The 26933-nt window shown below is 65.7% G+C and carries 19 protein-coding genes and 1 pseudogene; 15 read left to right on the forward strand and 5 right to left on the reverse strand.

The window, feature by feature from the left end; genetic code table 11:
* Positions 1 to 33 precede the first annotated feature (33 nt).
* From R5C80_RS04345 to R5C80_RS04360, 4 genes are read left to right on the forward strand one after another with little or no spacing between them, the layout of a single operon-like run.
* Entirely contained in the window at positions 34 to 957 is a 924-nt protein-coding gene (locus R5C80_RS04345) for a hypothetical protein (RefSeq protein WP_319049856.1), read from the forward strand.
* Positions 958 to 976: 19 nt separating this feature from the next.
* Positions 977 to 2269 (forward strand): hypothetical protein, encoded by a 1293-nt coding sequence (locus tag R5C80_RS04350; protein WP_023630893.1) that lies wholly within the window; start codon positions 977 to 979, stop codon positions 2267 to 2269.
* 3 nt (positions 2270 to 2272) lie between these two features.
* Positions 2273 to 4084 carry a hypothetical protein gene (locus R5C80_RS04355; RefSeq protein ID WP_038706171.1) on the forward strand — a complete coding sequence of 604 codons (1812 nt, stop codon included), beginning with the start codon at positions 2273 to 2275 and terminating at the stop codon, positions 4082 to 4084.
* A gap of 33 nt (positions 4085 to 4117) precedes the next feature.
* The gene (locus R5C80_RS04360) at positions 4118 to 5173 is read left to right on the forward strand and encodes a hypothetical protein (RefSeq protein ID WP_319049857.1); all 1056 of its coding nucleotides are present in this window, start codon (positions 4118 to 4120) and stop codon (positions 5171 to 5173) included.
* Between the two features lie 158 nt (positions 5174 to 5331).
* On the opposite strand, the gene mnxG is transcribed toward R5C80_RS04360, so the two are convergent.
* Positions 5332 to 11181 (reverse strand): manganese-oxidizing multicopper oxidase MnxG, encoded by a 5850-nt coding sequence (gene mnxG / locus R5C80_RS04365; protein ID WP_094009973.1) that lies wholly within the window; start codon positions 11179 to 11181, stop codon positions 5332 to 5334.
* A gap of 697 nt (positions 11182 to 11878) precedes the next feature.
* Here mnxG and R5C80_RS04370 point away from each other — a divergent pair.
* The 10 genes from R5C80_RS04370 (at position 11879) to R5C80_RS04415 (ending at position 23594) form a co-directional block, all read left to right on the forward strand.
* Positions 11879 to 12940 (forward strand): 3-deoxy-7-phosphoheptulonate synthase, encoded by a 1062-nt coding sequence (locus R5C80_RS04370; RefSeq protein WP_104443806.1) that lies wholly within the window; start codon positions 11879 to 11881, stop codon positions 12938 to 12940.
* Between the two features lie 79 nt (positions 12941 to 13019).
* The gene (locus tag R5C80_RS04375) at positions 13020 to 13301 is read left to right on the forward strand and encodes a peptidylprolyl isomerase (RefSeq protein ID WP_094009975.1); all 282 of its coding nucleotides are present in this window, start codon (positions 13020 to 13022) and stop codon (positions 13299 to 13301) included.
* Positions 13302 to 13382: 81 nt separating this feature from the next.
* Complete coding sequence (locus R5C80_RS04380) at positions 13383 to 15224, forward strand: extracellular solute-binding protein (protein WP_267302818.1); 1842 nt, start codon at positions 13383 to 13385, stop codon at positions 15222 to 15224.
* The gene (locus R5C80_RS04385) at positions 15221 to 16279 is read left to right on the forward strand and encodes a microcin C ABC transporter permease YejB (RefSeq protein WP_094009977.1); all 1059 of its coding nucleotides are present in this window, start codon (positions 15221 to 15223) and stop codon (positions 16277 to 16279) included. The genes R5C80_RS04380 and R5C80_RS04385 overlap by 4 nt, the downstream gene beginning before the upstream one ends.
* Entirely contained in the window at positions 16279 to 17295 is a 1017-nt protein-coding gene (locus R5C80_RS04390) for an ABC transporter permease (RefSeq protein ID WP_094009978.1), read from the forward strand. The genes R5C80_RS04385 and R5C80_RS04390 overlap by 1 nt, the downstream gene beginning before the upstream one ends.
* Before the next feature lie 109 nt (positions 17296 to 17404).
* Complete coding sequence (locus tag R5C80_RS04395; RefSeq protein ID WP_104443805.1) at positions 17405 to 18790, forward strand: sigma-54 interaction domain-containing protein; 1386 nt, start codon at positions 17405 to 17407, stop codon at positions 18788 to 18790.
* A 264-nt stretch (positions 18791 to 19054) separates the two neighbouring features.
* Positions 19055 to 20446 carry a GntP family permease gene (locus tag R5C80_RS04400; protein ID WP_038706178.1) on the forward strand — a complete coding sequence of 464 codons (1392 nt, stop codon included), beginning with the start codon at positions 19055 to 19057 and terminating at the stop codon, positions 20444 to 20446.
* Positions 20447 to 20457: 11 nt separating this feature from the next.
* Positions 20458 to 21228: a 3-hydroxybutyrate dehydrogenase gene (hbdH, locus tag R5C80_RS04405; RefSeq protein ID WP_094009981.1), complete on the forward strand. Its 771-nt coding sequence runs from the start codon at positions 20458 to 20460 to the stop codon at positions 21226 to 21228.
* An 88-nt stretch (positions 21229 to 21316) separates the two neighbouring features.
* Positions 21317 to 23266, forward strand: coding sequence for an acetoacetate--CoA ligase (locus R5C80_RS04410; RefSeq protein WP_319049858.1), 1950 nt, complete (start codon positions 21317 to 21319; stop codon positions 23264 to 23266).
* A gap of 52 nt (positions 23267 to 23318) precedes the next feature.
* Complete coding sequence (locus tag R5C80_RS04415) at positions 23319 to 23594, forward strand: peptidylprolyl isomerase (protein WP_013972552.1); 276 nt, start codon at positions 23319 to 23321, stop codon at positions 23592 to 23594.
* Here the strand turns inward: R5C80_RS04415 and R5C80_RS04945 are convergent.
* The 3 genes and pseudogenes from R5C80_RS04945 to R5C80_RS04425 form a co-directional block, all read right to left on the reverse strand.
* The gene (locus R5C80_RS04945) at positions 23582 to 24040 is read right to left on the reverse strand and encodes a CZB domain-containing protein (RefSeq protein ID WP_390899040.1); all 459 of its coding nucleotides are present in this window, start codon (positions 24038 to 24040) and stop codon (positions 23582 to 23584) included. The two genes, R5C80_RS04415 and R5C80_RS04945, sit on opposite strands and share 13 nt — an antisense overlap.
* Before the next feature lie 36 nt (positions 24041 to 24076).
* Positions 24077 to 24316: pseudogene (locus R5C80_RS04950) on the reverse strand (methyl-accepting chemotaxis protein); the annotation flags it as partial.
* Positions 24317 to 24839: 523 nt separating this feature from the next.
* The gene (locus R5C80_RS04425) at positions 24840 to 25463 is read right to left on the reverse strand and encodes a LysE family translocator (RefSeq protein WP_110604625.1); all 624 of its coding nucleotides are present in this window, start codon (positions 25461 to 25463) and stop codon (positions 24840 to 24842) included.
* A 135-nt stretch (positions 25464 to 25598) separates the two neighbouring features.
* Here R5C80_RS04425 and R5C80_RS04430 point away from each other — a divergent pair, with 135 nt between their 5' ends.
* The gene (locus tag R5C80_RS04430; protein ID WP_038706181.1) at positions 25599 to 26438 is read left to right on the forward strand and encodes an AraC family transcriptional regulator; all 840 of its coding nucleotides are present in this window, start codon (positions 25599 to 25601) and stop codon (positions 26436 to 26438) included.
* Positions 26439 to 26445: 7 nt separating this feature from the next.
* Here the strand turns inward: R5C80_RS04430 and R5C80_RS04435 are convergent, their stop codons facing one another.
* Positions 26446 to 26862, reverse strand: coding sequence for an RDD family protein (locus R5C80_RS04435; RefSeq protein ID WP_023631665.1), 417 nt, complete (start codon positions 26860 to 26862; stop codon positions 26446 to 26448).
* Positions 26863 to 26933: the final 71 nt, after the last annotated feature.

Below are 26933 nucleotides of genomic sequence, written 5' to 3' on the forward strand. Positions count from 1 at the left end.
GCTGTCACCCGGCACACTTCACAGGAGTGTCCCATGAACACCCGCATCCTCTACCGACTGTTGCTGCTTGTCCTGCTGCTTTGCCCCTCGCTGATCGCCCAGGCCGACGACAGCGCCGTCTACTTCACCATGGGCGTGCACAACACCCTGGGCTGCGATGCAAGCAACAGCAACTGCATCGCCAAACGCGCACCGAGCGACCCGTCCGATCCGTTCTTTCCGGCCTACTGGATCAGCGACTGGACGATGTACCGGGTGATGCACAACTACCAGAAGAATCCGCCGCCCTACAGCAACCCACCGGCCACCCTGGCCCCGGCCGACTACACCGTGTCCCGTGGCACCAGCTACTACGACACCACCTACATTCCAGCCGATGGCGACGGCTTCGGCGCCATGATGGAGCACTACGAGAAGTACTGCCTGCCGATCTTCCCGATCAAGAACAACAACTACACCTGCTCGTTCGTGTCCCTGGGCAACAAGGCCTACTTCCTCACCTACCCGCAGGACCGGCCCAAGGACATGCCGGCCTGCTGCATGTTCTCGCCGATGAACCACCCGCCTCGGCAGGATTTCATCAAGCACCTGCCCTACAGCGCCACCCGCAGCCAGCACCTGGACGCCAGCGTGCAGGCCTATGCACTGGACCTGGACTCGCCGCAGGGACCGATCCTGTTCGGCTATGCCTTCTACAACAAGGCCTCGGGCCAGCCGCCCTACCGGCAACCGCAGTCGTTCTACTTTTCCGGGGACGCCAGCATCGCCAACGCACCGATCGTCAGCCAGAACTACACCGGCTTTCGCATTGCCAAGCCCGACCCGGCCCAGACCTGGGCGCAGGTCGCCGCCATGTGCCCATCGAACCCGCCGCCCTGCCAGCTGTTCGAGCCACCAACCGGCCAGAGCAACGGGCACAAGGCGCAGTGGAACAAACTGATGCAGCGCAAACCCTGAGCCACGACGAAGGATCGCCATGAAAGCCATACTGCGTTTATCCGTGATAGCCCTGGGCCTGGCCAGCCTGCCGGCATTGGCCAGGGAACAGGCCTTGCCCTCGTCCCAGGCCACCCAGCTCGATTGCCAGCCACCCAGCAGCGCGCCGGCCGCCAACGCCAGCCAGGACCAGTTCGATCGCTACAGCTGGCAGCTGTTCATCGCCTTGAACTGGCCGGCCCAGGACCACCAGCGCGGCAACCCGGACTGCACCCGGCAGCCTGGGGACGCCGGCTACACCGTCTGGCAGACCTACAAGAGCGTCGATGAGATCTTCCTGCCCGGTGGCGCCAATCCCGGCCCCTGGAACACCCCGCAGGGCGCCAGGAGCCTGGGCATCATCAACATCGCCGCGCTGAAGAACAGCTCGCTGGTCAACGCCATCGACCAGGCGGTTGGCGGCTGGCTGATCGACCAGGCCGGCAACCCGACCTACTACGATATTTCGGCCAACCAGGCATCCTACGACTACATCGTCGCCAACCAGTTCTACAACGCCGATGTGGTGTCCAGGGCAGCCAACATCCAGTTCCCTTATGGCGTCATCGAGATCAAGTCGAGCTGGCGCATCCTCGGCCCCCGTGACAACGCCAGCCGCTACCTGACCATGCTGGCGCGGGTGGCCACCTTCGATGACCAGGGTCGGCGCAACGGCGTGACCGAGGCCTTCCTCGGCCTGGTGGGCCTGCATGTGATCACCAAGGCCAAGGGCTATCCGCAGTGGATCTGGTCGACCTTCGAGCAGATCGACAACGTGCCGCCCAAAGCGCTGGTGGGCGGCCAGTGGGTCGACCAGCCGGCATCCGGCACCGCTTATTCCTACTTCAACGCCGACGCGCCCGCCGCGAGCCTCAACCAGTCGCCCTGCGACTGGCAGACCCAGGGCACGCAACTGGTCTGCGTGCCCAAGCCCGGCACCACCTTCCAGACCCCCAACCCGCTGAACCGAGTCACCCCGATCGCCGATGTCACCCAACAGGTCAACGCCGCCTACCGCGCCGACCCTGGGCTGCAACGCAGCGTGCTCAAGTACTACCAACTGGTCACCACCCAGCGCCCGCTGATGCCCGACAACCCCGGTAATCCGCTGGGCCAGCCGACGCCCTCACTGTCAGCCAACGTCACCATGGAAAGCTACATCCAGCCCAACAGCAGCTGCATGAACTGCCACTCCATGGCCACGGCGGTGAGGAGCCCGTACAAGTCCGACTTCTCCTACCTGTTCAAATTCGCCCATGCGCCCCTGGGCAAAACCATCAAGGACGAGGATTGAACCATGAGCATCCTGAATGGCCCACGCCTTAATTTCTGGGGTGGCATCCGCACCGATGTCAGCCTGCCGAACAACTCGCCGACCATCCCCTACGATGGCAACGACGAGTGGCCGATCTTCGACCTGACCACCTCGACCCTGGCGCCGGGCGCCCAGTCCTTCACCGACGACCAGTTGAACGCCATGCTCAATGCGCCGACGGGTGACTACTACACCGCCGGTGGCTGGAACCACTACGGGCAGCACCTGGTCGACCTGCAGAACGCCATGATCAGCTCGCAGGGCAGCCCCGGCAGCGTCAGCACCAGCGGTGACCTGGTGGGGCAACCGGTGTACCTGCTTGGCTCGCTGGACCCGGCGACCGGCCAGCCAACCAACTCCGGCCCGATGATGGTGGACCTGGATCCGACCTCGACGACCACCACGCAGATCTTCGTCGGCGGCCTGCAGATCGGTGGCAACAGCGATACCCAGTTGCTGATCCGCTGCGACACCGTCTGCAGCAGCCTTGATGTGAAGAAGCGCGTGCTGCTGCCCGCGTCGATGGACGCGCCGGGCTCGTTCCGCCTGAGCGGCACCTTCCAGCTGACCTTCCCGCTCGCCAGCATCGTCAGCTGGAACCGCGACAGCCCCGGGCTGCGCGCGATCATCCAGGCGCCCGGGGCGACCGGGATCGTGTTGCGCTTCGTGATGTTCGAGATGTGCCCGGCGATGACCACCGCGCAACTGGACGCCGACTACGCCGCGGGCCGATATACCCCGAACCCGAGCATCGGTCGGGTCATCGGCACCCTGGCCCCGGCTTTTGCCAACGAACCCGCCAACTGCCAGCCCGGACGACAGCTGGTCAACCAGAGCACCGGCGGCACCGCCTACGCCGAGCTCGCCGGCAGCGGCCTGCTGAGCGTCGACATGGTCAACCTGATACCCAAGCAGACCTTCAGGGCCGTACGCGACGACATCACCAGCCCCATCGGGCCCAACGCCAACTACGGACCCGTCACCTTCACCGCCGGTACCGTACCCCTGGCCACGCTCGATCCGAACAGCGACCTGCTGCGCAACTACTACGTGTATGGCGGCCTGGTCGACTTGCCGCTCGACCCCAGCCAGCAGCAGGCGACGAAAACCTCGGTGCTGCACGTCGACGCCCCCGGCGCCGTCGCCGGCACCCTGTTGCATGCCTGCGAGTCGGTCTATCGGGTCTACGCCGACCAGCGCAATGTCTATACCGAGGACTACCCCGACGGCCTGTCGATCACCCTGCAGGTCCGCTACCTGGGTGGCCCGGTAACCACCCTGAGCAAGATAGCGCTCGGCACCGGCCCTTCCGGCCCGGTCTACGGAGCGCCGGAAAACTGGGACTTTCTCGACGTGCCCGATACCTTGGTCGTCGAGGCCGGCCAGCTCGCGGTCAGCCTCCCGGTCAAGGTCAAGCCCGGTACCGACGCACAGGCCGGGTTCGTCGCCCTGAGCTACTCCGTCAACGGCCTGGCCGCTGGCAGTTTTTTCACCAACTTCCGCAAGTTCGCCAGCACCGACTTCGGCATCGCCACGGGCAGCACCATCACCTGGCAGCAGGTGTACCCGAATGTCCTGCGCTTTCACTACCTGGCCTTCCCCGCCATGTCCCGGTACGTGCCGCTGAACCAGCCCGACGCGATCATGGCGGCGAAGGGGCCGATCCTCGCCCGCACCGCCGATGCCTACAAAGGCACCACGCTGTTCATGCCGGTGGTGCGTTCGATGTCGCCGAGTCAGCGGGCGCTGCTGCGCGCCTACCTCACCGGCGAGCCGTGGCAGCCACCGCAGTAGCCGCTACCCCTGTTCGCTCACGGAGAGAAGCCGATGTCTGCAGCTATTCATATCCCCACCCATCCACGCGCAACGCTGCGCCCCAGCACCCTCATCGCCGAGGGTCTGCTCAACCCACGCGGCATCTGCCTGCAGGCCGATGGCAGCCTGCTGCTGGCCGAGGCCGGGTCCGGCCTGCCCGAGCAGCCCTTCAGCGGCCGGATCAGTCGACTGCGACCGGACCCGACCTCACCCGGCGCCTACTTGCCCAGGGAAACCCTGGCACAGGGTTTTCGCACCATGAACATGCAAGCACGCATGTTGCGCGACGAAATCATGGGGTTGTCGGACATCGCCTACGGTGACGGACGCTGCCTGGCCAGCCAGACCGACTATGTCGAGGGCTCGAGGTTGCTCGACCTGCAGTTCAATCCGCCCGAGCCGGTGTTTCACAGCCGCGGCAACCTCAACGCACTGTGCTTTCATCCATCCCGGCGCAGTTGGCTGGCGGTCAAGCCCGATAGCAACCAGTTGGTGGAGTTCGTCGATGACCAGCAGGAGCGCGTGCTGGCGCAGCTGCCCGAACTGGAGCAAGGCCAGGAGGCCGTGCCCGTCACACTGGTGTACGACCCTGACACGGACGCAGTGCTGATCAGTCTGTTCTCCGGCGAGCTGCACGGTGACCCGCTGCGCAAGGGCATCGACTTTGCCGACAGGGCCGGACAGGTTATCCGGGTCTGGCCAGCCGATGGACGCATCGAGGTAGTTGTCCAGGGGTTGCAGCTGCCCACCGGCCTGGCCCTGGATCGCAGCGGCAACCTGCTGGTGCTGGAGCTCTGCGACAGCGTGCAGCAACCTTTGACGCCCGACTGGCAAGGTGAGGCGCGGCATGGCGGCTTCACCCGTTTCTCAGGCAGGCTCCTGCACTGCAACCTGCAGACCGAGCAGGTGACGGTGCTTGCCCAAGGCCTGGATACCCCGTCCAACCTGTGCCTGGTGCGCGATGGGGTGTTGGTCAGCGAAGGCATGGGGCTGCTGGGGCGGGCACTGCCCACGGCAGGGGGCGAGGTGGTGCCGTTGGCTGGCAGAGTTCGCTGGGTGGGGCTTTGATACGGCGTACATCCCAGCCAGGTCGGCATTCAAGGTGAGTCAGCGGCAAGGCGATAAAGCCGAAAATTTTGATGGTTTGTTGTTTACCGACGCGATTGCAGTCCTGTCGGCGAATGCCTGGCGGCCTTACCACTTCCCGGTCAGGCCGCCAGGCCCCTTTACTGCGCAGGCGCCACCGCCGGCGGTTGCTCGTTGGTCACCCGCAGGATCCCCCACAGCCCGGATGTGTTGCCATATGCCGCATAGTCGCGGAACAGGTAATCCCCGGGCACCGCGTTGGCACCACCCGCGCTGGGCAGCATGAAGCTGAAGTGGGCCGCCGGCAGCACGCTTTCCTGTGCACCCACGTACATTGCCATCGGGTTGTAGCCGAAGCGCACCGAGCCGATACCCGGTACCCCCATGGGATAGCCGTCCACATCGCTTTTTTCGGCCTGGTAGTTGTGCACTGGCCACAGGTGCCCGTCCAGCTGGTAGGTCATGCCTCGGCTCCCGCCGCTTGGCATGACGACGTGGTTGCGTACTGGCTGGCCAGGCTTGGCGTATAGCACCGGTGTCAGCGGATCACCGCCAACCAGGGCATTGCTGTAGGCCATGTGGGCATTGGGTATGTCGGCGAAGCCCAGCCCGTTGGCATGACCGAACGGCGAGTCAGGCGCCATGTTGAAGCGCAGCCACAGCGGCTCGGTCTTGTAGTTGAGCGCCATGTTGCCGTTGTCCTGCGGATCACCTGCCGCGCCGTTGCCCTCGGTATTGATCCCCGCCACAGGCGCGCCGTCGGCCCAGCGCATGTTCAGCGCCCGCTGCCACACCGTGACGAAATCGCGGTAGTCAGCCTGGCCACTGACTTTCACTGTGGCTTGGGCGCGGCTGGCGCTATCCTCGGTCCAGGTGGCGTTCTGCGGCAGGATGCTCATGGCGCCCACCAGGCCTTTCTGCGGCTGCTTGATCACATCCGCCGGGGTCAGGTTGAGGCCGCCGAACTCGATGGCGGTGGTGTTGATGTTGTCCACCGTGCGACCCAATTGCAGGGTCGGCTTGCCTTCGCGTTCCAGATGCCCGGCATAGTACTGGTACACCTTGGTCGGATACGCGCCGCTGCTGCCAACGCGAGGCGGCACTGTCTGTACCGGGTTGAGCCCGACATTGACACCGTCCGACTTGGTGATGTCGTAGGCCAGCAGCTGCGCGTGCAGGCCCACGTGGCTGGACGGGCGCATCAGGTTGTTGGCGAAGGCCGTGGCGCCTTCTGCGTCAAAGCGGTCGCGCTTGACCACGTTATGCATCACGGCGGTGCTGGGCAAGTCGGGCATGACCAGGGGCAGGCGGTTTTCCAGGGTGACACTGATGCAGTCGCCCGCATTGGCCCGCAGGATCAGCGGCTCCACCGGCACCCCGGCCTTGAGCTTGCCGGTGTTCGGGTCAAGATCGGCCTTACGCACATAGAGGATCGCGGTCGGGTCATGCAGCGGCGCGCTGTGGCCGCCGATGGTGAAGGTCTCGCCATCCTCCGGGTCGATGCCGCTCACCAGCGGGATGCTGGTGCGCCGGCTGTTGAACACCAGCGTGCCGCCGTTAACCTTGAGCGGGCCGCCGACATGCTGGCCGGAGCCGTTGGGGTCATTGATGGCCACGTTGTTGCGATTTTCGAGTATATCGTTCGCCAGCGCCGCGACAACTTCGTAGCTGCGCTTGACCGTGGGGCGAGTGCCGATGCCGTTGGGGTTGCTGGTGGTTTTCGGGCAGATACCATCGAAGTTGACGGTATTGCGCATGGCCACAGGCTGCGGATTATTGGGCAGCGGGAACAGGTCGGCGCGCTGGGCGGTGTAGTTGCGCATGATGCCCCAGATGCCGTTCCAGTAACCTTCCAGCGCCGCATCCAGGGAGTACAGGTAGTCACCGTTGGTGGCGGCGGAGCTGGAGATCATCGACACCGGCGCCATGAAGCCCAGTTGCTCGGAGATGCCGATCATCTGCGACGACTTCCACCCCGAGTTGGAGCTGTTGCCGAAGCCGGAGCCGTTCTGCAGCCACTTGACCCCATGGAGAGTGACGTTGTGCTCTTCCTCATGTCCACCGGCGTGCATGCGCAGGCGCACGTTATCGCCCGAATAGGTGCGCAGCATCGGCGTGAACGGGTCGCCCGGTTCGCTGCCGGATTTGTTGACGTGCGGTGGGAACAGTGTGGTGCCCCCCGTCGGGCCGACCGCCTGGGTAATCGCCGACGGCGCCAGGTTCATCGCGGGTATGGCGCGGTCGGTCCGGGACTGCAAGGCGTAACCCAGATCGCCGCCGGGGCCGTCGGCCTGCATGCCACGCTTGCCGTCGGGGCCGACCTTGTTCGGATCGAACACACGCAGGGCCAGCGGTTCGTTGCGGTAGTTGACGACGAACATGCCGGGATCGTCCACCGAGATCGCCTGCGGGCATGGCCTGCTCGGGCAGCCAGGGTTGATGCCGCCGCGTTCCTCGACGATCGCCTCAAGCAGGGTGGAAGCCTTGCCGCGCACTGGCGGGTTGATGGCGTAGCGGAAGCTGTCGGCGGTGGCCGGATACGCCTGGCCATCGGGCACCCCGTTGGGACCGGCACCGACATATACGCCTGCCTCGTAGGCATGCTGGAAGTCACTGTACTCGAGGAAAAACTCGCGATAGCTGTCGTTCTTGCCGTCGCCGTCGTGATCGCCGGTCTGGATCACTGCCTGCCACGAGGTCGGGCCACCATCCTGGCGGGTCGCCGGGTTGTACAGCTGTTCGCCGGTCTCGGCGTGGTACCAGGTAGAGCCTGCGGGCTCGGCCAGCACGGTCGCATACAGCCCGAGCTGCTGGTGGGTCGACGGGCCGAGGTGGTCGTGGGTGAAGATGGTGCCCAGGCCACGGTCGACGTTGTGCACGTTCACCAAGGGGTCGGCGAACCAGCGTTGCATGGCGCTGCGCGCGCCGAGCCAGTCGGCCCGGCCAAAGCGCCCGAAGTACGGATGCTGCTTGGCTTTCGGGCAGGCGGCGGTGCCGTCGCGGGTGTCACCCTCGGTGCAGTTGTTGAAGCTGCGAATGGCCTGCACGCGCTCGACCACGCTGCCGGGCGAGAGGATGCCGTCTTCGTAGTTCCAGCCGTTGGCCGAGCCGTCGGCGGCGGTCAGGTCCCACTTGGGCAGGTGAATATGCTGGCCGATCACGTCGGTCGGGGTGCGCACCTGGTAGTCGTCCATTTCATAGAACGACGGGATCAGGTTGGTGTGCACGTACTGGGTGCAGTCGAAGGTGTTCATGCGCATCACCAAGGGCTCTGGTGGGCGCTGTTTGGTGATCACCGGCCAGGCGTCTTCCCACAGGGCGAGGATGCGCGCCTGCGGGAAGTGGTAGCCGACCTTGTTGTACACCGCGTCGAACTGGATGTTGGCCGCCTTGTACATACGCGGCCGGTCGGCGGTGAAGGTGGACGAACCGCGGAAACTCATGCCGGTGAGGTTTTCGCCGCTGAAGAACTCGCCAACGCCCGCAGACTGGGTCAGGCGCTTGCCACGGTCGTCCATGCACGGCTCATAGTACGGCGCGCCCGCCGTCGGCAAGGCGCCGTTGGTGCGGAAGGCCTTGGCCACCGGCGCGCCGCCGGGGATCAGGGCGAAGCTTTGGTGCTCGGCCTTGGCGTGGAACTGCATGGCCGCCTGTTCGACCTCTGTGCCCTCTTCGGGCAGGTAGATCGGCTTGGCCTTGTGCACCACCTTGGAGAAGTCCAGCTTGGTGGTGGTGGTCACGGCGTCGCCACCGGCAGACACGCCGTCGAGGGTGTGCCGGCCAAGGCCGCCGTCCCAACCGTCGACCTGGTTGGGATCGAGGTTGGCCCACAGCGCCTTGCCGCTGTCCTTGAGCTGCCGGGCCATGGCCGGGTCGAGCATGTCCAGCGGCGGAGTCGGCGGACGCTGGCCGACGCTGCTCTCCATGCCGCCGATCCAGAACGGGTAGCCGGGGTTTTTCAGGCTGCCGTCAGCGTTGCGATTGGTCTCGCTGCGATCGACCAGCGCGAGGGAGCCAACCGCACGCGGCGTGGCGGGCTCGTCGGGGTGATCGTCGCCCTGCTCTTCTTCTTCATCGTCATGTTCGGCGACCAGGGCCTCGGCCAGCTTGGGCACCACCGTGACCTTGCCCGGCATCGGCGCCATGGCCTTGCCGGGCAGCGGCACGATGGCCGGGATCGGCGTGCCGGCGATGATCTCGCCGTCGGGCAGCGCCCGGGCACCCGGGGCCGGCTTGCCATTGCGCAGGGCGAACGGCGTGGTGTGGAAGCCGTTCTCGCCCTCGCCGCTGACCGCCAGGCGCGTGCCCGGCTCGAACACATCATGTACCCGCCACATGGCCCACATGCCCTGGGCGAAATGCGGGTAGAAATGGCAGTGGTAAATTGCATCGCCCGCCACCCGGTTGCGGTTGCCGGAGCCGCCGTTGGCAATTTCGTAGGTGTAGCCCACGCCTGGGCCTATGCCCTGAGCGTCGATGTAGTCGGAGTTGTCGTCGTTGGGGTTGAACAGCCACTGGTGCCCGTGCAGGTGGAAGATGTGCTGCTCGTGGCCATTGTGGGTGTTGCGGAACTTGGTGAAGTCACCGATGTAGCTGTGGTGGACGTTGGCCGGCTCCGCCGGGAACAAGGCCATGGTCGCCTTGACCCCGGTAGCGCTGGCTGGCGGCGTTTCGCCCGGGCGCATATGCTCCAGCCCGACGTTGGCCGGAATGTCCACCAGGGTGCCGATATCGCCCACCGTGTGGGCGCTGAGGAAAAATTCCTCATAGGCGCACGACAAGCAGTCGTGCATTGGCCCCACGCCGAGACGGTTGGCCACCACCTCGGCGCCCATGCCGCCAGAGCCGTAGTTGATCATGAAGGAGTCGCGGGTCGGCTCCAGCACATGGCCCATGACCGGGTCCGCCCAATAGCCGGGGAAAGCCTGGGTGCCAGCCACTTCGTCAGCGAACTGCGAGGCGAAGTCGCGGAAGGCTTCCAGCCGGTTGGGCAGCGCCGGGTTGCGCTTGCCGACGCTTTCCAGTGGGTAGGTGGCTTTCGGGAAACTGCCGTCGGGGTTGGGCCCCATGACAATGGCATCGGTCTCGCTATTAAGGATCTCCTCGCCGTCGACCATGGCGATGATCGGCTTGCCAGCCTTGCCTTCGGCGATCCATGGCTGGACTTGCGGATAGCGCGCCTGGTAGTCGATCACCGGCTGACCGGTGGCGGTGCGGCCGGTGGTGGCCAGGCGCATCTCCTCTTCGGTCAGGGTGTTGCGGTAAGTGCGACCGGCCTTGGGCACCACCACCACCTGACCGAACAGGCCGTTGGCGACGTTCCCGGCATTGCCCTCGCCGCCGAATGGCGCACCGCGGCTGGAGACCGCAAAGGCACCTTCGCGCTCGGCGTACAACGTATAGCTGCGGGTGCTGCCGGGTGTCACCAGGAAGTTGGCGTTGCGACCGGTGTTAGCCGAAATGTCGCCGATACTGTTGACCGCCTGCATGCCGTTGACCTGGAAGCCGACGTGGCGGTCGGTCACCTGTTCATCAGCAACAAGATTTTCGTTGCCCTGCTCGTCGAGTACGGCGCCCTCTGCTTCCTCGCCTTCGACTTCGTTCTCGTCGTGACCGATGCCGTGCTTGTTGGGATTGGCCTGATAAGCCAGCAGGTTGGTCAGGTTGACAGTCAGGCAATCACCGGCCGCCACTCGCAGCACAATCGGCCGCGGGCGCTTGTCCGGGCGCAGGGTGACCTTGCCTGGCACGGCGGCGCCGCCGTTGCTCAAGGGTACGCGGCGCTCATCCACCACGTCCTGGCGCAGGGCGAAGATCATGCCATTGGCGTTCTGCGCGCCCAGGCGGTTGAACATCAGTGGCTGATCCAGCGCCACCACGTTGGCCACCAGCGTGCGCTGGCACTGCACGGCGGCCTCGCTGGAGACCTGCCAGCCCAGCAAGGCCAGCAGCAAGGTGGACAGGACCAGGCCTTTGCGAGGGGTCGACATGGGGCACCTCCGGGGACACAGGGATACTGCGGGGAGGTGAGCAAGGCTTATGCCATGAATTTAGTCGTTGTTAATCAGATGTTTGCGAGACGGAGAAGGATGAACTGGGCATTTTCCCCCTTAATTGGGGGCCGCATTGGAGCGCAGGCTGAAGGGCTGAAGCCGGGTCAATCGCCTCGATAGCATTTAGTGATTGAACACCCGAGCAAAGGTGCAGTAAGCTCGGTCCCAATCACTGGAGAGCAACATGTCGAAACAAACCCGCAACCACGCCAACCACACCGGTCGCTCCGCGCACCGCGTGCTGGCCGTTGCCGGTCGTAACGCCGTTGCCAGCTTTTATTTTGGGTATTGGTTTAGCCACTAGGCGCCGATTACCCATCCGGCGCCCACCTTCGAGGGGCCGCCGAACATGAGAATACTCAAACCCCCGGTCGGCTCCCCGACCGGGGGTTTTGCTTTTCCGGGCCCACGAAACATACCGATTACCTTGAGGACAGCGTCATGAACCACACCACCTACTACCGCACCTATGCATGGCGATTTAGCCAGTTCCGTTCGGGCCAGCCTGCCGCCTCCGTTCGGTCGATTTCCGGTGGCAATGCCGCACAGACACCCCATTTGACGATCAGTCGAACACCTCTATAGGGCCGACCGCGCGGGCCAGAACCCGCCGTCCGCCCAGGGAAAAAACGCCATGCAAGCCTCGAATCTCGCCCTGCCCCTGACCCAGCCGCACGCTGCCAACACCACCGTCAGCCAGCGCCTGCCCAGCCCGCACCTGCTCAAGCAGCAGATGCCGCTGTCCAGCGAACTCACCCAGCAAGTCCATGCCCAGCGCCAGGCGATCCGCGCCATTCTCGAAGGCCGCGACGAACGCCTGCTGGTGGTGGTCGGCCCCTGCTCGATCCATGATCCGCGCTCTGCCCTCGAGTACGCCGACCGCCTGGCCGCGCTCAGCCGCGAGGTCGACGACAAGCTGCTGCTGGTGATGCGCGCCTACGTGGAAAAACCGCGCACCACCGTGGGCTGGAAAGGCCTGGCCTACGATCCGCACCTCGACGGCAGCGATGACATGCACGCCGGCATCGCCCTGTCCCGCGGCCTGATGCTGGGCATGCTCGAGCGCGGCCTGCCGATCGCCACCGAGCTGCTGCAGCCGATGGCTGCCGGCTACTTCGACGACCTGCTGGGCTGGGCCGCCATCGGCGCGCGCACCACCGAGTCGCAGATTCACCGCGAGATGGTCAGTGGCCTGGAGCTGCCGGTCGGCTTCAAGAACGGCACCGACGGCGGTATCGGCATCGCCTGCGACGCCATGCGCAGCGCCGCCCACCCGCATCGTCACTTCGGCATGGACACGCAGGGCCACCCGGCGATCATCGAGACCCTGGGCAACCCCGACACCCACCTGGTGCTGCGCGGCGGGCACAAGGGCCCGAACTACGACGCCCAGAGCGTCGCCCTGGCGCGTCAGGGTCTGGCCAAGGCAGGTCTGGCGCCACGCATCATGGTCGACTGCAGCCACGCCAACAGCGGCAAGGATCCGGCGCGCCAGCCGGCGGTGTTCGAGGACGTGCTGGCCCAGCGCCTGGGCGGTGACCGCTCGCTGCTCGGGGTGATGCTCGAGGGCCACCTGTTCGACGGCTGCCAGACTCTCGGCAAAGGCGCGCTGAAGTACGGCGTGTCGATCACCGACGGCTGCCTGGGCTGGGACGCAACGCAAGCACTGCTGCGCGACGCCGCCGCGCGCCTGTGAGTCTCTGCGGCAAGCCTGGCGAGACAGGGCACGAGCAAGTGCGCTAGGCTTGCCTTTTCGAACCTAAGGAGCAGTACCCATGGCCCGAGCCACCGCCCGCCACATCCTGGTTGCCAGCGAAGACAAGTGCAACGAACTCAAAGCGCAGATCGAAGCTGGCGCCGACTTCGCCGAAGTCGCCAAGGCCAACTCTACCTGCCCATCCAGCCGCCAGGGCGGCGACCTGGGCTCGTTCGGCCCGGGCCAGATGGTTCGCGAGTTCGATACCGTGGTCTTCAGCGCGCCGCTGAACGTCGTCCAGGGCCCGGTGAAGACCCAGTTCGGCTACCACCTGCTGGAAGTGACCAGCCGCCAGGACTGATCCGGCATTGCCGTGCTCGTTCCTGTAGGAGCGAACGTTGTGGGAGCGGGCTTGCCCCGCTCCCACAAAAGCCGTTTCGACATGATCATGCGCTGTGTGGTTGCAAGTTGCGTGTGCCTGATCCTGCCGTTTTCACTACAGGCCGCCCCCACCCACGCCCTCACCGTCTACGGTGAAGCCCCCCGCTATCCCGCGAACTTCCACCACTTCGACTACGTCAACCCTGGCGCCCCCAAGGGCGGCAGCCTGCGCCGCTCGGCCATCGAGATCGGCCAGTTCGACCATATCCTGCCCTATATCGACAAGGGCATCGGCGTCAGCCAGGTCGACGGCTGGTTATATGCGCCGCTGGCCATACGCTCGCTCGACGAGCCCTACACCGTCTACGGCCTGATCGCCCAGCGCCTGGAGCGCGGCCCCGACGACGCCTGGTTGCGCTTCTACCTCGACCCGCGCGCCACTTTCGCCGACGGCAATCCGGTGCGCGCCGAGGATGTGCGCTTCAGCTACGACCTGCTGATGAGCCAGGGCAGCCTCAAGTTCCGCACCCAGTTTGCCGACGTCGCCGGGGTCACCGTCGAAGGCCCGCGCCAGGTGCGCTTCGACTTCAAGCAGCCCCATGGCCGCACCCTGCCGCTGGAGCTGGCCGGCCTGCCGGTGCTGCCCGAGCATGACTGGCGCCAGCGCGACTTCGCCAACGGCGGCGGCTTCGACAAACCCGTTGGCAGCGGCCCCTATCGCATCGGCAGGATCGACAACGGCCGCAGCATCACCTTCGAGCGCGATGCGAACTGGTGGGCGCGGGACCTGCCGGTCGCACGCGGGCTGTACAACTTCGCCCGCATTAGCGTCGAATTCTTCGGCGACACCGAAGTGGCCCGCCAGGTACTCAAGGGCGGTGGCTACGACTACAACCGCGAGTACTCCGCCACCGCCTACACCCTCGGCTACAACGGCGCGGCCCTGGATGACGGGCGCCTGCGCCGTGCCCACCTGGGCCCGGCCAAGCCGCAGATCGCCCAGGGCTTCGTGTTCAACCTGGACCAGCCGCAGTTCAAGGACCGCCGCGTGCGCCAGGCCCTGGCCATGCTCTGGGATTTCGAGTGGAGCAACCGGCAGATGATGCGCAACATGTACATCCGCCAACAGAGCCTGTACGCCAACACGCCGCTGGCCGCCCGCGCCCTGCCCGACGCAGAGGAACTCAAGCTGCTCGAGCCGCTGCGCGGCCAGGTGCCGGACGAAGTGTTCAGCCAGGTGTTCAATGCGCCAGTCACCGACGGCTCCGGCATCATCCGCCAGCAGCAGTTGCAGGCGCTGGCCTTGCTGCAGGAAGCCGGCTGGCATCCCCAGGGCGATCGACTGGTCAACGCCCAGGGCCAGCCGCTGAGCTTCACCTTCCTCAATGGCCAGTCGGGCCTGGAGCGCCTGCTGCTGCCGTGGAAGCGCAACCTGGCGCAGATCGGCGTCGAGCTGAACATCCGCAACGTCGACGCCGCCCAGTACGTCAACCGCGTGATGGCCCGCGACTATGACATGATCGTCACCGGCTACCCGGTGACCCTGTCGCCGGGCAGCGAGCAGTACAACTACTTCGGTTCCGCAGCGGCCAACGACCCCGGCTCGAACAATCTGATGGTGCTCAAGGACCCGGCGGTGGACCGCCTGCTCGACGGTCTGGTGCGCGCCAACAGCCAGGCTGACATGCTGCGTCACGCCCGCGCCCTGGACCGGGTGCTGCAATGGAGCTACTACTGGATCCCCAACTACTACCCGCCTGGCAGCTCGACGGTGTGGTGGAACCGCTTCGGCCTGCCCAAGGTGCAGGCGGCCTATGACGAAGGCCTGGACACCTGGTGGGAAGTCAGCCCACGGGCACTGACCACCCAACAGATGGCCGAGCGCCTGGGGAAAGGGCCATGACCACCTACATCCTGCGCCGCCTGCTGCTGATCATTCCCACCCTGCTGGCGATCCTGCTGGTGAACTTCGCCATCGTCCAGGCCGCGCCCGGCGGGCCGGTGGAACAGGCCGTGGCGCGCCTGCAGGGTATCGGCGGCGGCGCGCCTGGTGCACGGGTCGAGGCGGTGCAAGGCGGGTCCCGCGCCACCCGTGGCCTGGACCCCAAGCTGATCGAGGAGATCAAGCGCCAGTACGGCTTCGACAAGTCCGCGCCCGAACGCCTGTGGCTGATGCTCGGACAGTACGCCCGATTGGACTTCGGGCAGAGTTTCTTCCGCGGCGCCAAAGTCACCGACCTGATCGTGCAGAAACTGCCGGTGACCCTGTCGCTGGGCTTCTGGGCCACGCTGATCACCTACCTGGTGTCGATCCCGCTGGGCATCCGCAAGGCGGTACGCCATGGCAGCCGCTTCGATGCCTGGAGCAGCGCGCTGATCGTGATCGGCTACGCCTTGCCATCGTTCCTGTTCGCCCTGCTGCTGATCGTGCTGTTCGCTGGCGGTACCTCACTCAACTGGTTCCCGGTGCGCGGCCTGGTCTCCGACGATTTCGACCAGCTCAGCCTGCTGGGCAAGGTCGCCGACTACTTCTGGCACCTGGTGCTGCCGGTCGGCGCCCTGGTGATCGGCGGCTTCGCTACCCTGACCCTGCTGACCAAGAACGCCTTCCTCGACGAGATCGCGCGCCAGTACGTGGTCACCGCCCGGGCCAAGGGCCTGAGCGAACGGCGCGTGTTATACGGCCATGTGCTGCGCAACGCCATGTTGCTGGTGGTGGCTGGGCTACCCCAGGCGCTGATCACGGTGTTCTTCGCGGGCTCCCTGCTGATCGAGGTGATCTTCTCCCTCGATGGCCTCGGGCGTATGAGCTACGAGGCAGCGGTGTCGCGGGACTACCCGGTGGTGTTTGGCACCCTGTTCATCTTCACCCTGGCCGGGCTGTTGATCCGCCTGCTGGGCGACCTGTGCTACACGGTGCTCGACCCGCGCATCGACTTCGACGCGAGGGGCCACTGATGTTCTCGCCCATCGCCCGGCGCCGGCTGCGCCGCTTTCGCGACAACCGCCGCGGCTGGATCTCGCTGTGGCTGTTCGCCGGGCTGTTGCTGCTGAGCCTGGGGGCGGAGCTGGTGGCCAATGACAAGCCCTTGCTGCTCGGCTACCAGGGCGAGCTGTACACCCCGGCGCTCAAGCGCTACACCGAGCAGCAGTTCGGCGGGCAACTGCCGTTCCAGCCCGACTACCGCAGCCAATACGTGCGTCAGCTGATCGAGGGCCAGGGCGGCTGGATGCTCTTCGCGCCGATCCCGTTCAGCGCCGACACGCCCAACTACGACCTGCAGGTGCCCACCCCCAGCCCGCCCAGCACGAGCAACTGGCTGGGTACCGACGACCAGGGCCGCGACGTGCTGGCGCGGGTGCTGTACGGCACGCGGGTCTCGCTGCTGTTCGCTTTCGCCCTGACCCTGCTCAGCGTGCTGATCGGCGTCACGGCCGGCGCCCTGCAGGGCTACCACGGCGGCTGGGTCGACCTACTCGGCCAGCGCCTGCTGGAGGTGTGGTCGGGGTTGCCGGTGCTGTACCTGCTGATCATCCTGTCGGGGTTCGTCGAGCCGGATTTCTGGTGGTTGCTGGGGATCATGGCGCTGTTCTCCTGGCTGACCCTGGTGGATGTGGTACGCGCCGAGTTCCTGCGTGGGCGCAACCTGGAATACGTCAAGGCCGCTCGCGCACTGGGGCTTTCCGATACCCAGGTGATGCTGCGGCATATCCTGCCCAACGCCCTCAACGCGACCCTGACCTATGTGCCATTCATGCTCACCGGGGCGATCACCACCCTGACTGCGCTGGACTTCCTCGGCTTCGGCATGCCCGCCGGCAGCGCCTCGCTGGGCGAGCTGGTGACCCAGGGCAAGCAGCACCTCGAGGCGCCGTGGCTAGGCTTCACCGCATTCTTTGCCCTGGCGCTGATCCTGTCGTTGCTGGTATTCATCGGCGATGCGCTGCGCGAGGCGTTCGACCCGCGCAGGTGATCGCTTGTACCGGCCTCATCGCCGGCAAGCCGGCTCCCACAGGGTTCGCGCTATCTCTGGAGCCGGCTTGCCGGCGATGAGGCCTTCACGTCCAACCCAAGGCCAATACATGCACGACAACCTCAAGGACTACCCCCAGGTTCGCCAACTGGCCATACGCTCGCTGTTCGAGATCATCGAGCAGTCCAGCGAAGGCACGGTGATCGTCGACCGCCAGGCGCGCATCGTCTGGATGAACGAGCGCTATGCCCGCCGCTTCGGCCTGGAGGACGCCGCCAGCGCCATCGGCAAACCGTGCGAGACGGTGATCCCCGGTAGCCTGATGCGCGAGGTGGTGAGCAACGGCAAGCCGATCCTGCTGGACATGCTCGACACGCCGAACGAACCGCTGGTGGTGATGCGCCTGCCGATCCACGACGACCAGGGCGCGCTGATCGGCGCCATCGGCTTCGCCCTGTTCGACGAGCTGCGCAGCCTGTCGCCGCTGCTCAAGCGCTACGCCAGCATGCAGCAGGAGCTGGCCTCGACCCGCTCGCAGCTGCGCGCGCGCCAGGCCCGCTACAGCTTCGCCCAGTTCGTCGGCAGCAGCCCCGCCTGCCTCGAGGCCAAGCGCCGCGCCCGGCGTGGGGCCGGCAGCGACTCGCCGGTACTGTTGCTGGGCGAGACCGGCACCGGCAAGGAACTGCTGGCCCACGCCATTCATGCCGCCTCGGCCCGCGCGCACAAGGCCTTTGTCAGCATCAACAGCGCGGCGATCCCCGAAGCGTTGCTCGAAGCCGAGTTCTTCGGCACCGCCCCAGGCGCCTTCACCGGCGCCGACCGCAAGGGGCGCAGCGGCAAGCTGCAACTGGCCGAGGGTGGCACGCTTTTCCTCGACGAGATCGGCGACATGCCGCTGACCCTGCAAAGCAAGCTGTTGCGCGTGCTGCAGGAAAAGGAATACGAGCCGGTGGGCAGCAACCAGATGCTGCGCAGCGACGTGCGGATCATCGCCGCTACCTCCATCGACCTGCAGGCGGCCATGGCCCGGGGTGCGTTCCGCGCCGACCTGTACTACCGGCTGAACGTGCTGCCGGTGCAGGTGCCGCCGCTGCGCGAACGCCTGGAGGACCTGCCGGCGCTGTGCGAGGCGATCCTCGCCGAACTGGGCAGCCAGTACGAGCTGGAGGCCGAGGCCCAGGCGTTGTTGCGGCGCCATGCCTGGCCAGGGAATATCCGTGAGCTGCGCAACGTGCTGGAGCGGGCGACCCTGCTGGCGGACCAGCCGCGACTGGGCGTGCATGACCTGGCGAACGCACTGGGGCCGTTGAGCCCGGTGGCATTGGCCGCACCCGCGCTGGATTACCGCCAGGCATGCGCCCAGTTCGAGCGAGGATTGATTATCGATGCCTTGGCGCGCAGCGCCGGAAACGTGCCGGAGGCGGCGCAGGCATTGGGCTTGGGACGGTCCACGCTGTACAAGAAGATGGCGATTCTGGAAATCGAGTCTCAATAACAAGACTCGCATCTCATTACCGAGATCCGTCCAGGGCTGCGCCCTCTTTCGCCGGCAAGCCGGCTCCCACAGGGGCGTACCGCGATCAACTGTGAGAGCCGGCTTGCCGGCAATGGGCCGCGGCGCGCGCCCACTTTCTCAAATCAGAGACACTGAGCTTCAGAGAAATAATAAAACACAATAAATTCAATGACTTAGTAACTTGGCACGATTTCCGCTATCTGCATTCCAACCATAAAAACAACAGTTGGAGATCCCCTTAGGATGACCGTGCTCATCGCCCTGGCCGCCCTGGCCCTGCTGATGCTCGCTGCATACCGCGGCTACAGCGTGATCCTCTTCGCCCCCATCGCCGCCCTCGGCGCGGTGCTGCTCACCGACCCCGCCGCCGTGGCCCCGGCCTTCACCGGGGTGTTCATGGAGAAAATGGTCGGCTTCATCAAGCTCTACTTCCCGGTGTTCCTGCTAGGCGCGGTGTTCGGAAAGCTGATCGAGCTGTCGGGCTTCTCGCGCTCGATCGTCGCCGCCGCGATCCGCCTGCTCGGCACCCGCCAGGCCATGCTGGTGATCGTGCTGGTCTGCGCCCTGCTCACCTACGGCGGCGTGTCGCTGTTCGTTGTGGTGTTCGCGGTATACCCATTCGCCGCCGAGATGTTCCGCCAGAGCGACATCCCCAAGCGGCTGATCCCGGCGACCATCGCCCTGGGCGCGTTCTCCTTCACCATGGACGCCCTGCCCGGCACTCCGCAGATCCAGAACATCATCCCCAGCACATTCTTCAACACCACCGCCTGGGCCGCGCCCTGGCTGGGCCTGATCGGCACGTTGTTCGTGTTCAGCGCCGGCATGCTCTACCTGCAACGCCAGCGCAACAAGGCCCAGCGCAAGGGCGAAGGTTATGGCAGCAACCTGCGCAACGAACCGGAGACCGCCGACGACATCGCCCTGCCCAATCCCTGGCTGGCCCTGGCGCCGCTGCTTCTGGTAGGCGTGATGAACCTGCTGTTCACCCACTGGATCCCGCATTGGTACGGCACCAGCCACACCCTGCAACTGCCGGGCATGGCCGCGCCGGTGCAGAGCGACGTGGCCAAGCTCACGGCGATCTGGGCGGTGCAGGCGGCGTTGCTGGTGGGCATCCTGATGGTGCTGGTGTGCGCCTTCGGCACCATTCGCCAGCGCCTGGCCGAAGGCACCAAGAGCGCGGTGAGCGGCGCCTTGCTGGCAGCGATGAACACGGCCTCGGAATACGGCTTCGGCGCCGTGATCGCCTCGCTGCCTGGTTTCCTGGTACTGGCCGACGCCCTGCGCGGCATCCCCAACCCGCTGGTCAACGAAGCCATCACCGTCACCCTGCTTGCCGGCATCACCGGCTCCGCCTCCGGCGGCATGAGCATCGCCCTGGCAGCCATGAGCGACAGTTTCATCGCCGCCGCCAACGCCGCCAACATCCCGCTGGAGGTGCTGCACCGGGTCGCCGCCATGGCCAGCGGCGGCATGGACACCCTACCGCACAACGGCGCGGTGATCACCTTGCTGGCGGTCACCGGGTTGACCCACCGCGAAGCCTACAAGGACATTTTCGGTATTACCCTGATCAAGACCCTGGCCGTGTTCGTGGTCATCGCCACGTTCTACGCCACCGGCATCGTATGAAGGAGAAAAGCATGACGCTCAAAGGCAAGACCGCACTGGTCACCGGTTCCACCAGCGGCATCGGCTTGGGAATAGCCCAAGTGCTGGCCGAGGCCGGCGCCGATATCCTGCTCAACGGTTTCGGCGACCCGGCCGCGGCCATCGCCGAGATCAGGCGGTTCGGGGTCAAGGTCGCCCATCATCCGGCCGATCTGTCCGACGTCGCACAAATCGAGCAAATGTTCGCCCTGGCCGAGCGCGAGTTCGGCGCGGTCGACATCCTCGTCAACAATGCCGGCATCCAGCATGTGGCACCGGTCGAGCAGTTTCCGGTGGAGGCCTGGGACAAGATCATCGCCCTGAACCTCTCGGCGGTGTTCCATGGCAGCCGCCTGGTGTTGCCGGGCATGCGCGCGCGTGGCTGGGGGCGGATCGTCAATATCGCCTCGGTGCACGGCCTGGTCGGTTCCACCGGCAAGGCCGCCTACGTGGCCGCCAAGCATGGCGTGGTCGGCCTGACCAAGGTGATCGGCCTGGAGACCGCCACCAGCAACGTCACCTGCAACGCCATCTGCCCGGGGTGGGTACTGACGCCGCTGGTGCAGAAGCAGATTGACGACCGCGCCGCCGGCGGTGGCGATGCACAGCAGGCGCAACACGACCTGCTGGCCGAGAAACAGCCCTCCCTCGCCTTCGTCACCCCTCGCCACCTCGGCGAACTGGTGCTGTTCCTGTGCAGCGAGGCCGGCAGCCAGGTCCGTGGCGCCGCCTGGAACGTCGATGGCGGTTGGCTCGCCCAGTAAAGGCTAGAGTGGAACAAGACAAGCCCGTTCCTGTAGCGGAGCGGGCTCGCACCGCGACAAGACTCTCAGCCCTGACCGAGACTTCCGCATGAACGACGTACTCTGGCGCCCCACCACCACCCAGATCGAAGCCAGCCGGATGGACGCCTTCCGTCGTCGCGTCAACCGGCGTTTCAACCTTCAGCTCGACGACTACGCCGCCCTGCACCGCTGGAGCATCGAGCAGCGCCCGCAGTTCTGGCAGACCCTCGCCGAGTACTTCCATGTGCAGTGGCACACGCCGCCATCGAGCATCCTCGAGGAAGGCGAACACATGGCCGACGCGCGCTGGTTCCGCGGCGCCACCCTGAATTTCGCCGAACACCTGCTGCAGCGCCGCGATGACCGCCCGGCCGTGGTGGCCGTGCGCGAGGACGGCGGCCGCCACAGCCTCACCCACAATCAACTGGCCGCGCAGGTCGCCGGCTTGCAGCAGGCTTTTCGCCAGGCCGGGATCGCGCCGGGCGATCGTATCGCCGCGGTCATGCCCAACACCTGGGAAACCCTGGTGGCCATGCTCGCCGCCACCAGCCTCGGCGCGGTCTGGTCCAGCTGCTCGCCGGACTTCGGCAGCCACGGCATCATCGACCGCTTCGGCCAGATCGCCCCTCGGCTGCTGGTGGTTTGCGCCGGTTATCAATATGCCGGCAAGGTCATCGACCAGGTGGAGAAGATCAACCAGGTCGTGGCGCAGCTACCGAGCATCGAGCAGTTGCTGGTGGTGCCGCATACCCGGCCGCAGACCCGCGCCGATGAGTTCACCGGCAAGCCGACGACCCTGTGGGCCGATTACTTTACGCCCGGCGGGACGCCGACCTTCACCGCGCAGCCCTTCGATCATCCGCTGTATATCCTGTATTCCAGCGGCACCACCGGCGTGCCCAAGTGCATCGTCCACCGCGCTGGCGGCGTGCTGTTGCAGCACCTCAAGGAACACGGCCTGCACAACGACCTCAAGGCCGACGATGTGCTGTTCTACTACACCACCTGTGGCTGGATGATGTGGAACTGGCTGGCCAGCGGACTGGCGGTCGGCGCCACCCTGGTGCTGTATGACGGCTCGCCGCTTCACCCCGGGCCCGAGCGTTTGCTCGACCTGATCGATGCCGAAGGCATCCGCGCCTTCGGCACCAGCCCCAAGTACCTCGCCGCCCTGGAGCAGGCCGCTGTGGAGCCGGCGAAATCCCATGGCCTGGGCAGCCTGCGCCTGATCCTCTGCACCGGCTCGCCGTTGTCGCCCCACAGCTACGACTATGTCTACGCCAAGGTAAAGGCCGACGTGTGCCTGGCCTCGATGTCCGGTGGCACCGATATCGTCGCCTGCTTCGTGGCCGGCAACCCGCTGCTGCCGGTGCGCCGTGGCGAGATCTCCGGCAAGGGCCTGGGCATGGCGGTGGAAGTCTGGGATGAACAACGCCAGCCGGTCAGCGCCGCGAAAGGCGAGCTGGTCTGCATCCATCCCTTCCCCTCGATGCCACTCGGCTTCTGGGGCGATGCTGACGGCCAGCGCTACCGTGACGCCTACTTCAGCCAGTTCGAAGGTGTCTGGTGCCAGGGCGACTACGCCGAGCAGGTGCCTGGCAGCGGGCTGATCATCCATGGCCGCTCCGACGCCGTGCTCAATCCCGGCGGCGTGCGTATCGGTACCGCCGAAATCTACCGCCAGGTGGAAAAGGTCGAGGAGGTACTGGAGAGCGTGGCCATCGGCCAGGACTGGAATAACGATGTGCGCGTGGTGCTGTTCGTGCGCCTGCGCGACGGTCTGCAGCTCGACGAGGCGCTCAGCCTGCGTATCCGCCAGGTTATTCGCCAGTTCACCACGCCGCGCCATGTGCCGGCGGTGATCGTCCAGGTCAGCGACATCCCGCGCACCCTCAGCGGCAAGCTGGTGGAGCTGGCGATCCGCGACGTGGTGCATGGCCGGCCGGTGAAGAACACCGACGCGCTGGCCAACCCCGAGGCGCTGGAGCAGTTCCGCGACCGCCCGGCGTTACGCTGAGGGCGACATCAGGCATAATGTCGCCCTTTTGCCCCGAAGCACAGGTAACCCGATGAAAGCCCAAGCCCGCCACATCCTGGTCAAGACCGCTGACGAAGCCGAAAAGCTCAAGCAGCGCATCGCCAACGGCGAGGCTTTCGACGTGCTGGCGAAGAAATTTTCCACCTGCCCGTCCGGCAAGCGCGGCGGCGACCTGGGTGAAATACGTCCGGGGCAGATGGTCGGCGCCATCGACCAGGTGATCTTCAAGAAGCCCCTGCGGGTGGTACACGGACCGATCAAGAGCAAGTTCGGCTATCACCTGGTGCAAACGTTCTATCGCGACTGAGCCTCGCTCTCGCGCCGTCTCTGCAACAACGCAGGCGATTGCTCGCCACTGGCGACCACGCGCTCCAAACCCTCCTGCACGGCAAGGCTGGCACTTTCCATCTCGGCCACCGCCTTGAGCATTGCTGCGGTATCGCCGCTGGCATGGGCATCGATGGCGTCGAATGCGCAGCGGTGCACGGCGGCATGGGGCGCGTCGATATCCTTGTACCCGGCAAGATGCGCATAGTGCAGCGCCCCGTCCCCCTCGCGATACCACTTGCCCAGGCGACAGTGGGTATGGTCGGTAAAGTCCGAGCCGCGCTCTTGCGAGACGCCGAACAACACCTTGTAGACGCGGAACTTGTAGATCAGGTGATCGAGCTTGGCCAGCTCGCAGAAGCTGCGCAGCGCCGACACAGATGCCGATCCTTCGGCCACCGTCGACATGTCGAGCAACTGGCGCATGTTACTGGCCGCGGACTGGCCGACCCCGCTGTATGACGACGAATGCTCGGCCAGGCTGGCGATATGTCCTCGGCTTTGCGCACTGTCGGCCCGAATGGCCGAGACCAGCGTGCCGATCTCGGCGGTGGCGTCGGCTGTGCGCCTGGCCAGGGTCCTGACCTCATCGGCCACCACGGCAAAGCCGCGCCCGGCATCGCCCGCCCGCGCCGCCTCGATGGCCGCGTTCAGGGCCAACAGGTTGGTCTGGTCTGCCACCTCGCGGATGATCTCCAGCACACCGCCAACCTGCTGGGCCTGATGATCGAGCCTGCCGACCTTCTCCGACGCCTCGCCGGAGGCATCGGCCAGCTGCTCGAGGTTGGTCGCGATGGCATCGATGCTGGCCTGGTTGCTGCTGGCTATGCCCTGGATGCGGATGGCGTACTGTCTTTCCTGCTCCATGCTGTGGGCGAGGCTGGCGAACGACGTCTGGGTCATTTCCAGGGAATGCGAGAACGCCGAGAGGTTGCCGGCCAGATGCCCGAGCACCTGGTTCTCTCGCGCCAGTTCCTCAGCCCTTGATTCCGCCTCGCGGACGCGCTGCTCAGATGCCGCCAACTGTGAACGGGAATGCTCCAGGGCGACGTTCAGCTCCTTGATCCGCGGGTCTTGCCGACCTGCCTTGCTCCACCACTTCACACCACGCTCCCAGGATAGACCCACCGCTTGTCACCCGGCGAAAAAGCTCCGGGCAGAAACATGGAAAGGTCTCAGCAAGCGCAAAGCGCGGCAATACTCAGCTGCGATGGAAAACAGCGGATCAGCGACGGGCCGCCAGCAGGCCAAGCCCCGCGCACCCCAGCAGCGAGGCGCTGACCCGGTTGAACATGCGCCGTGGCCCGGGCCGTGCGAACCAGCGCTGCAGGTACGCGCCAAGCCCGGCATAGATGGCGATGGCCGCCCACTCCAGCAACAGGAACAGCACGCCCAGGCGCAGGAACTGTTCACTGACCGGGGTGGCGCTGCCCACGGTGACGAACTGCGGCAGGAACGCGGTGAAGATGAGTATTGCCTTCGGATTGCCCGCCGCGACCCAGAACTCCTGGCGCGCCAGTTTCCAGGTGCCGCGAGGTTGCTCGCCGGCCAGCGCCGCCTCGCCGACCGGTGCCCGCCACAGCTGCCAGGCGATATAGAACAGGTAACCCGCGCCCAGCACCTTGATCGCCAGGAACAGGTACTCGCTGGTGTGCAGCACCACGGCCAGGCCCATCGCGGCCAGGGTGATCATGCCGCTGAAGGCGAGCAGGCGCCCGGCACCGGCCACGCAGGCGGTGCGCAGGCCATAGCGGCTGGCATTGTGCAGGGACAGCAGGTTGTTGGGGCCCGGCGCCATGTTCAGGGCGAAACAGGCGGGGATGAACAGCAGCAGGCTCGACAGGTCCATTCTTGTTCTCCGGCAGGGACCGGTGCAGCGTCGCGCCTGGCGGGCAGGCCCGTCAAGCACAGTGGCGCGGCAAATGGCCGTAACAGCGACCAGGCGCTAGACTGGCGCCCTCTGTCCGTCTCAAGGCACCTCGCCATGACCCGCCCGAGCAGCGAAATCTGGTACGACCCGGCCATGCCGTACGTCGAGAGCCGGCGCGCCTGCCATAGCCGCGCCTGCTACAAGGCCCACAGCCATCCAACCTTTTCCATCGGTGCAGTGGATGCCGGGGCCAGCCACTTCACCGGGGCCGCTGAAGGCCGGGTGCGACTGATGCCCGGAACCCTGGTGCTGGTGCCTGCGCAGCGAGTACACGCCTGCAACCCCGTGCCGGGAAAGGCCTGGAGCTATCAGATGCTGCACCTGGACGCCACCTGGCTACGCAGCCTGCGCCTGGAGTCGGGGGTTGGCGCAGGTGAACCGGGGGCAGCGGCCCGTATCGTGCGCTCGAAGGCGATGTACCGGCAGTTCTGCGCCTTGAACGCGCTGTTGTTCTCTGAGGCAAGGCTGATCGAGAAAGAGGCTGCCCTGGTGGCGTTCATCGGCGATCATGATTTTTCCGCGCATCCGCAACTGATGCCGGCGCCGGCGCTACGCCCGTCGCTGTTGCGCGAGCTGATCACGCAGGTCGAGGCACATGACCTGGCCGGGGTGAACCTGGAGCGGCTCGCTCGCCAGGTGGGCATGGGGCGCTACCAGTTGATTCGCGCCTTCGCCGCCGCGACCGGGATGACGCCCCATGCCTACCTGCTCAATGCACGGGTCAACCAGGCACGGCAGCTGTTGCGCCAGGGCCAGGCCCTGGCGGATATCGCCTATACGCTAGGCTTCGCGGATCAGGCGCACTTCCAGCGGGTGTTCAAGGCCCATGCCGGGGTGACACCGGGCCTGTATCGCTCGGCATTGCCGCACCGAGGCGAAGCGGCGCATACCTGAAAATGCCTCACGCCTTGATGACGATGGTGTGCGCCAGCATGTCACCGAGACGCTTGCGTGAACCGAAGAAGATGAAGATCCAGTCGAGAATGTTGAGGGGCGTAGTGATGTTGCGCACGAAGGACTGGGCGATATTGCAGTTCAGGTAGCTGCGCTCATCGACCACGCAGATCCCCAGCAGTTTCTTGCCCACGCTCTGCCCATTGGGCAAGGCATCGGAAAACAGGTAGTAGGCCAGCGGCACGCCAAAGCTGATCCAGACGCTGATCTGCTCGGACAGCTGGAGGAACTCGACGACACTGAAGGTCACGAAGAAGATGGCATAGGTGACCAGCACATCGATCATCTGCCCGCCCCAGCGGCGTCCCAAGCCTGCGAGGTTGCTGGGTTTCTGATAGGTGGCCGGAGTTTCGGTAGTGCTCATGAATCCATTCCAGTGAAGTTGATGAGCCACTCTATCGGCGAGCCTCGGCAGATGTTTAGTCCGCGAGCTGC

It is taken from the genome of Pseudomonas sp. On1, from assembly GCF_033783325.1.

Bases quoted from the DNA above. Each gene is read 5' to 3' on its own strand.
- R5C80_RS04390 (WP_094009978.1), top strand. From the start codon at position 16,279: ATGTTCTCGCCCATCGCCCGGCGCCGGCTGCGCCGCTTTCGCGACAAC.
- R5C80_RS04430 (WP_038706181.1), top strand. From the start codon at position 25,599: ATGACCCGCCCGAGCAGCGAAATCTGGTACGACCCGGCCATGCCGTAC.
- R5C80_RS04380 (WP_267302818.1), top strand. From the start codon at position 13,383: ATGATCATGCGCTGTGTGGTTGCAAGTTGCGTGTGCCTGATCCTGCCG.
- R5C80_RS04355 (WP_038706171.1), top strand. From the start codon at position 2,273: ATGAGCATCCTGAATGGCCCACGCCTTAATTTCTGGGGTGGCATCCGC.
- R5C80_RS04375 (WP_094009975.1), top strand. From the start codon at position 13,020: ATGGCCCGAGCCACCGCCCGCCACATCCTGGTTGCCAGCGAAGACAAG.
- R5C80_RS04350 (WP_023630893.1), top strand. From the start codon at position 977: ATGAAAGCCATACTGCGTTTATCCGTGATAGCCCTGGGCCTGGCCAGC.
- R5C80_RS04400 (WP_038706178.1), top strand. From the start codon at position 19,055: ATGACCGTGCTCATCGCCCTGGCCGCCCTGGCCCTGCTGATGCTCGCT.
- R5C80_RS04385 (WP_094009977.1), top strand. From the start codon at position 15,221: ATGACCACCTACATCCTGCGCCGCCTGCTGCTGATCATTCCCACCCTG.
- R5C80_RS04410 (WP_319049858.1), top strand. From the start codon at position 21,317: ATGAACGACGTACTCTGGCGCCCCACCACCACCCAGATCGAAGCCAGC.
- R5C80_RS04945 (WP_390899040.1), bottom strand. From the start codon at position 24,040: ATGCGCCAGTTGCTCGACATGTCGACGGTGGCCGAAGGATCGGCATCT.
- R5C80_RS04435 (WP_023631665.1), bottom strand. From the start codon at position 26,862: ATGAGCACTACCGAAACTCCGGCCACCTATCAGAAACCCAGCAACCTC.
- R5C80_RS04395 (WP_104443805.1), top strand. From the start codon at position 17,405: ATGCACGACAACCTCAAGGACTACCCCCAGGTTCGCCAACTGGCCATA.
- hbdH (WP_094009981.1), top strand. From the start codon at position 20,458: ATGACGCTCAAAGGCAAGACCGCACTGGTCACCGGTTCCACCAGCGGC.
- R5C80_RS04425 (WP_110604625.1), bottom strand. From the start codon at position 25,463: ATGGACCTGTCGAGCCTGCTGCTGTTCATCCCCGCCTGTTTCGCCCTG.
- R5C80_RS04415 (WP_013972552.1), top strand. From the start codon at position 23,319: ATGAAAGCCCAAGCCCGCCACATCCTGGTCAAGACCGCTGACGAAGCC.
- mnxG (WP_094009973.1), bottom strand. From the start codon at position 11,181: ATGTCGACCCCTCGCAAAGGCCTGGTCCTGTCCACCTTGCTGCTGGCC.
- R5C80_RS04370 (WP_104443806.1), top strand. From the start codon at position 11,879: ATGCAAGCCTCGAATCTCGCCCTGCCCCTGACCCAGCCGCACGCTGCC.
- R5C80_RS04345 (WP_319049856.1), top strand. From the start codon at position 34: ATGAACACCCGCATCCTCTACCGACTGTTGCTGCTTGTCCTGCTGCTT.
- R5C80_RS04360 (WP_319049857.1), top strand. From the start codon at position 4,118: ATGTCTGCAGCTATTCATATCCCCACCCATCCACGCGCAACGCTGCGC.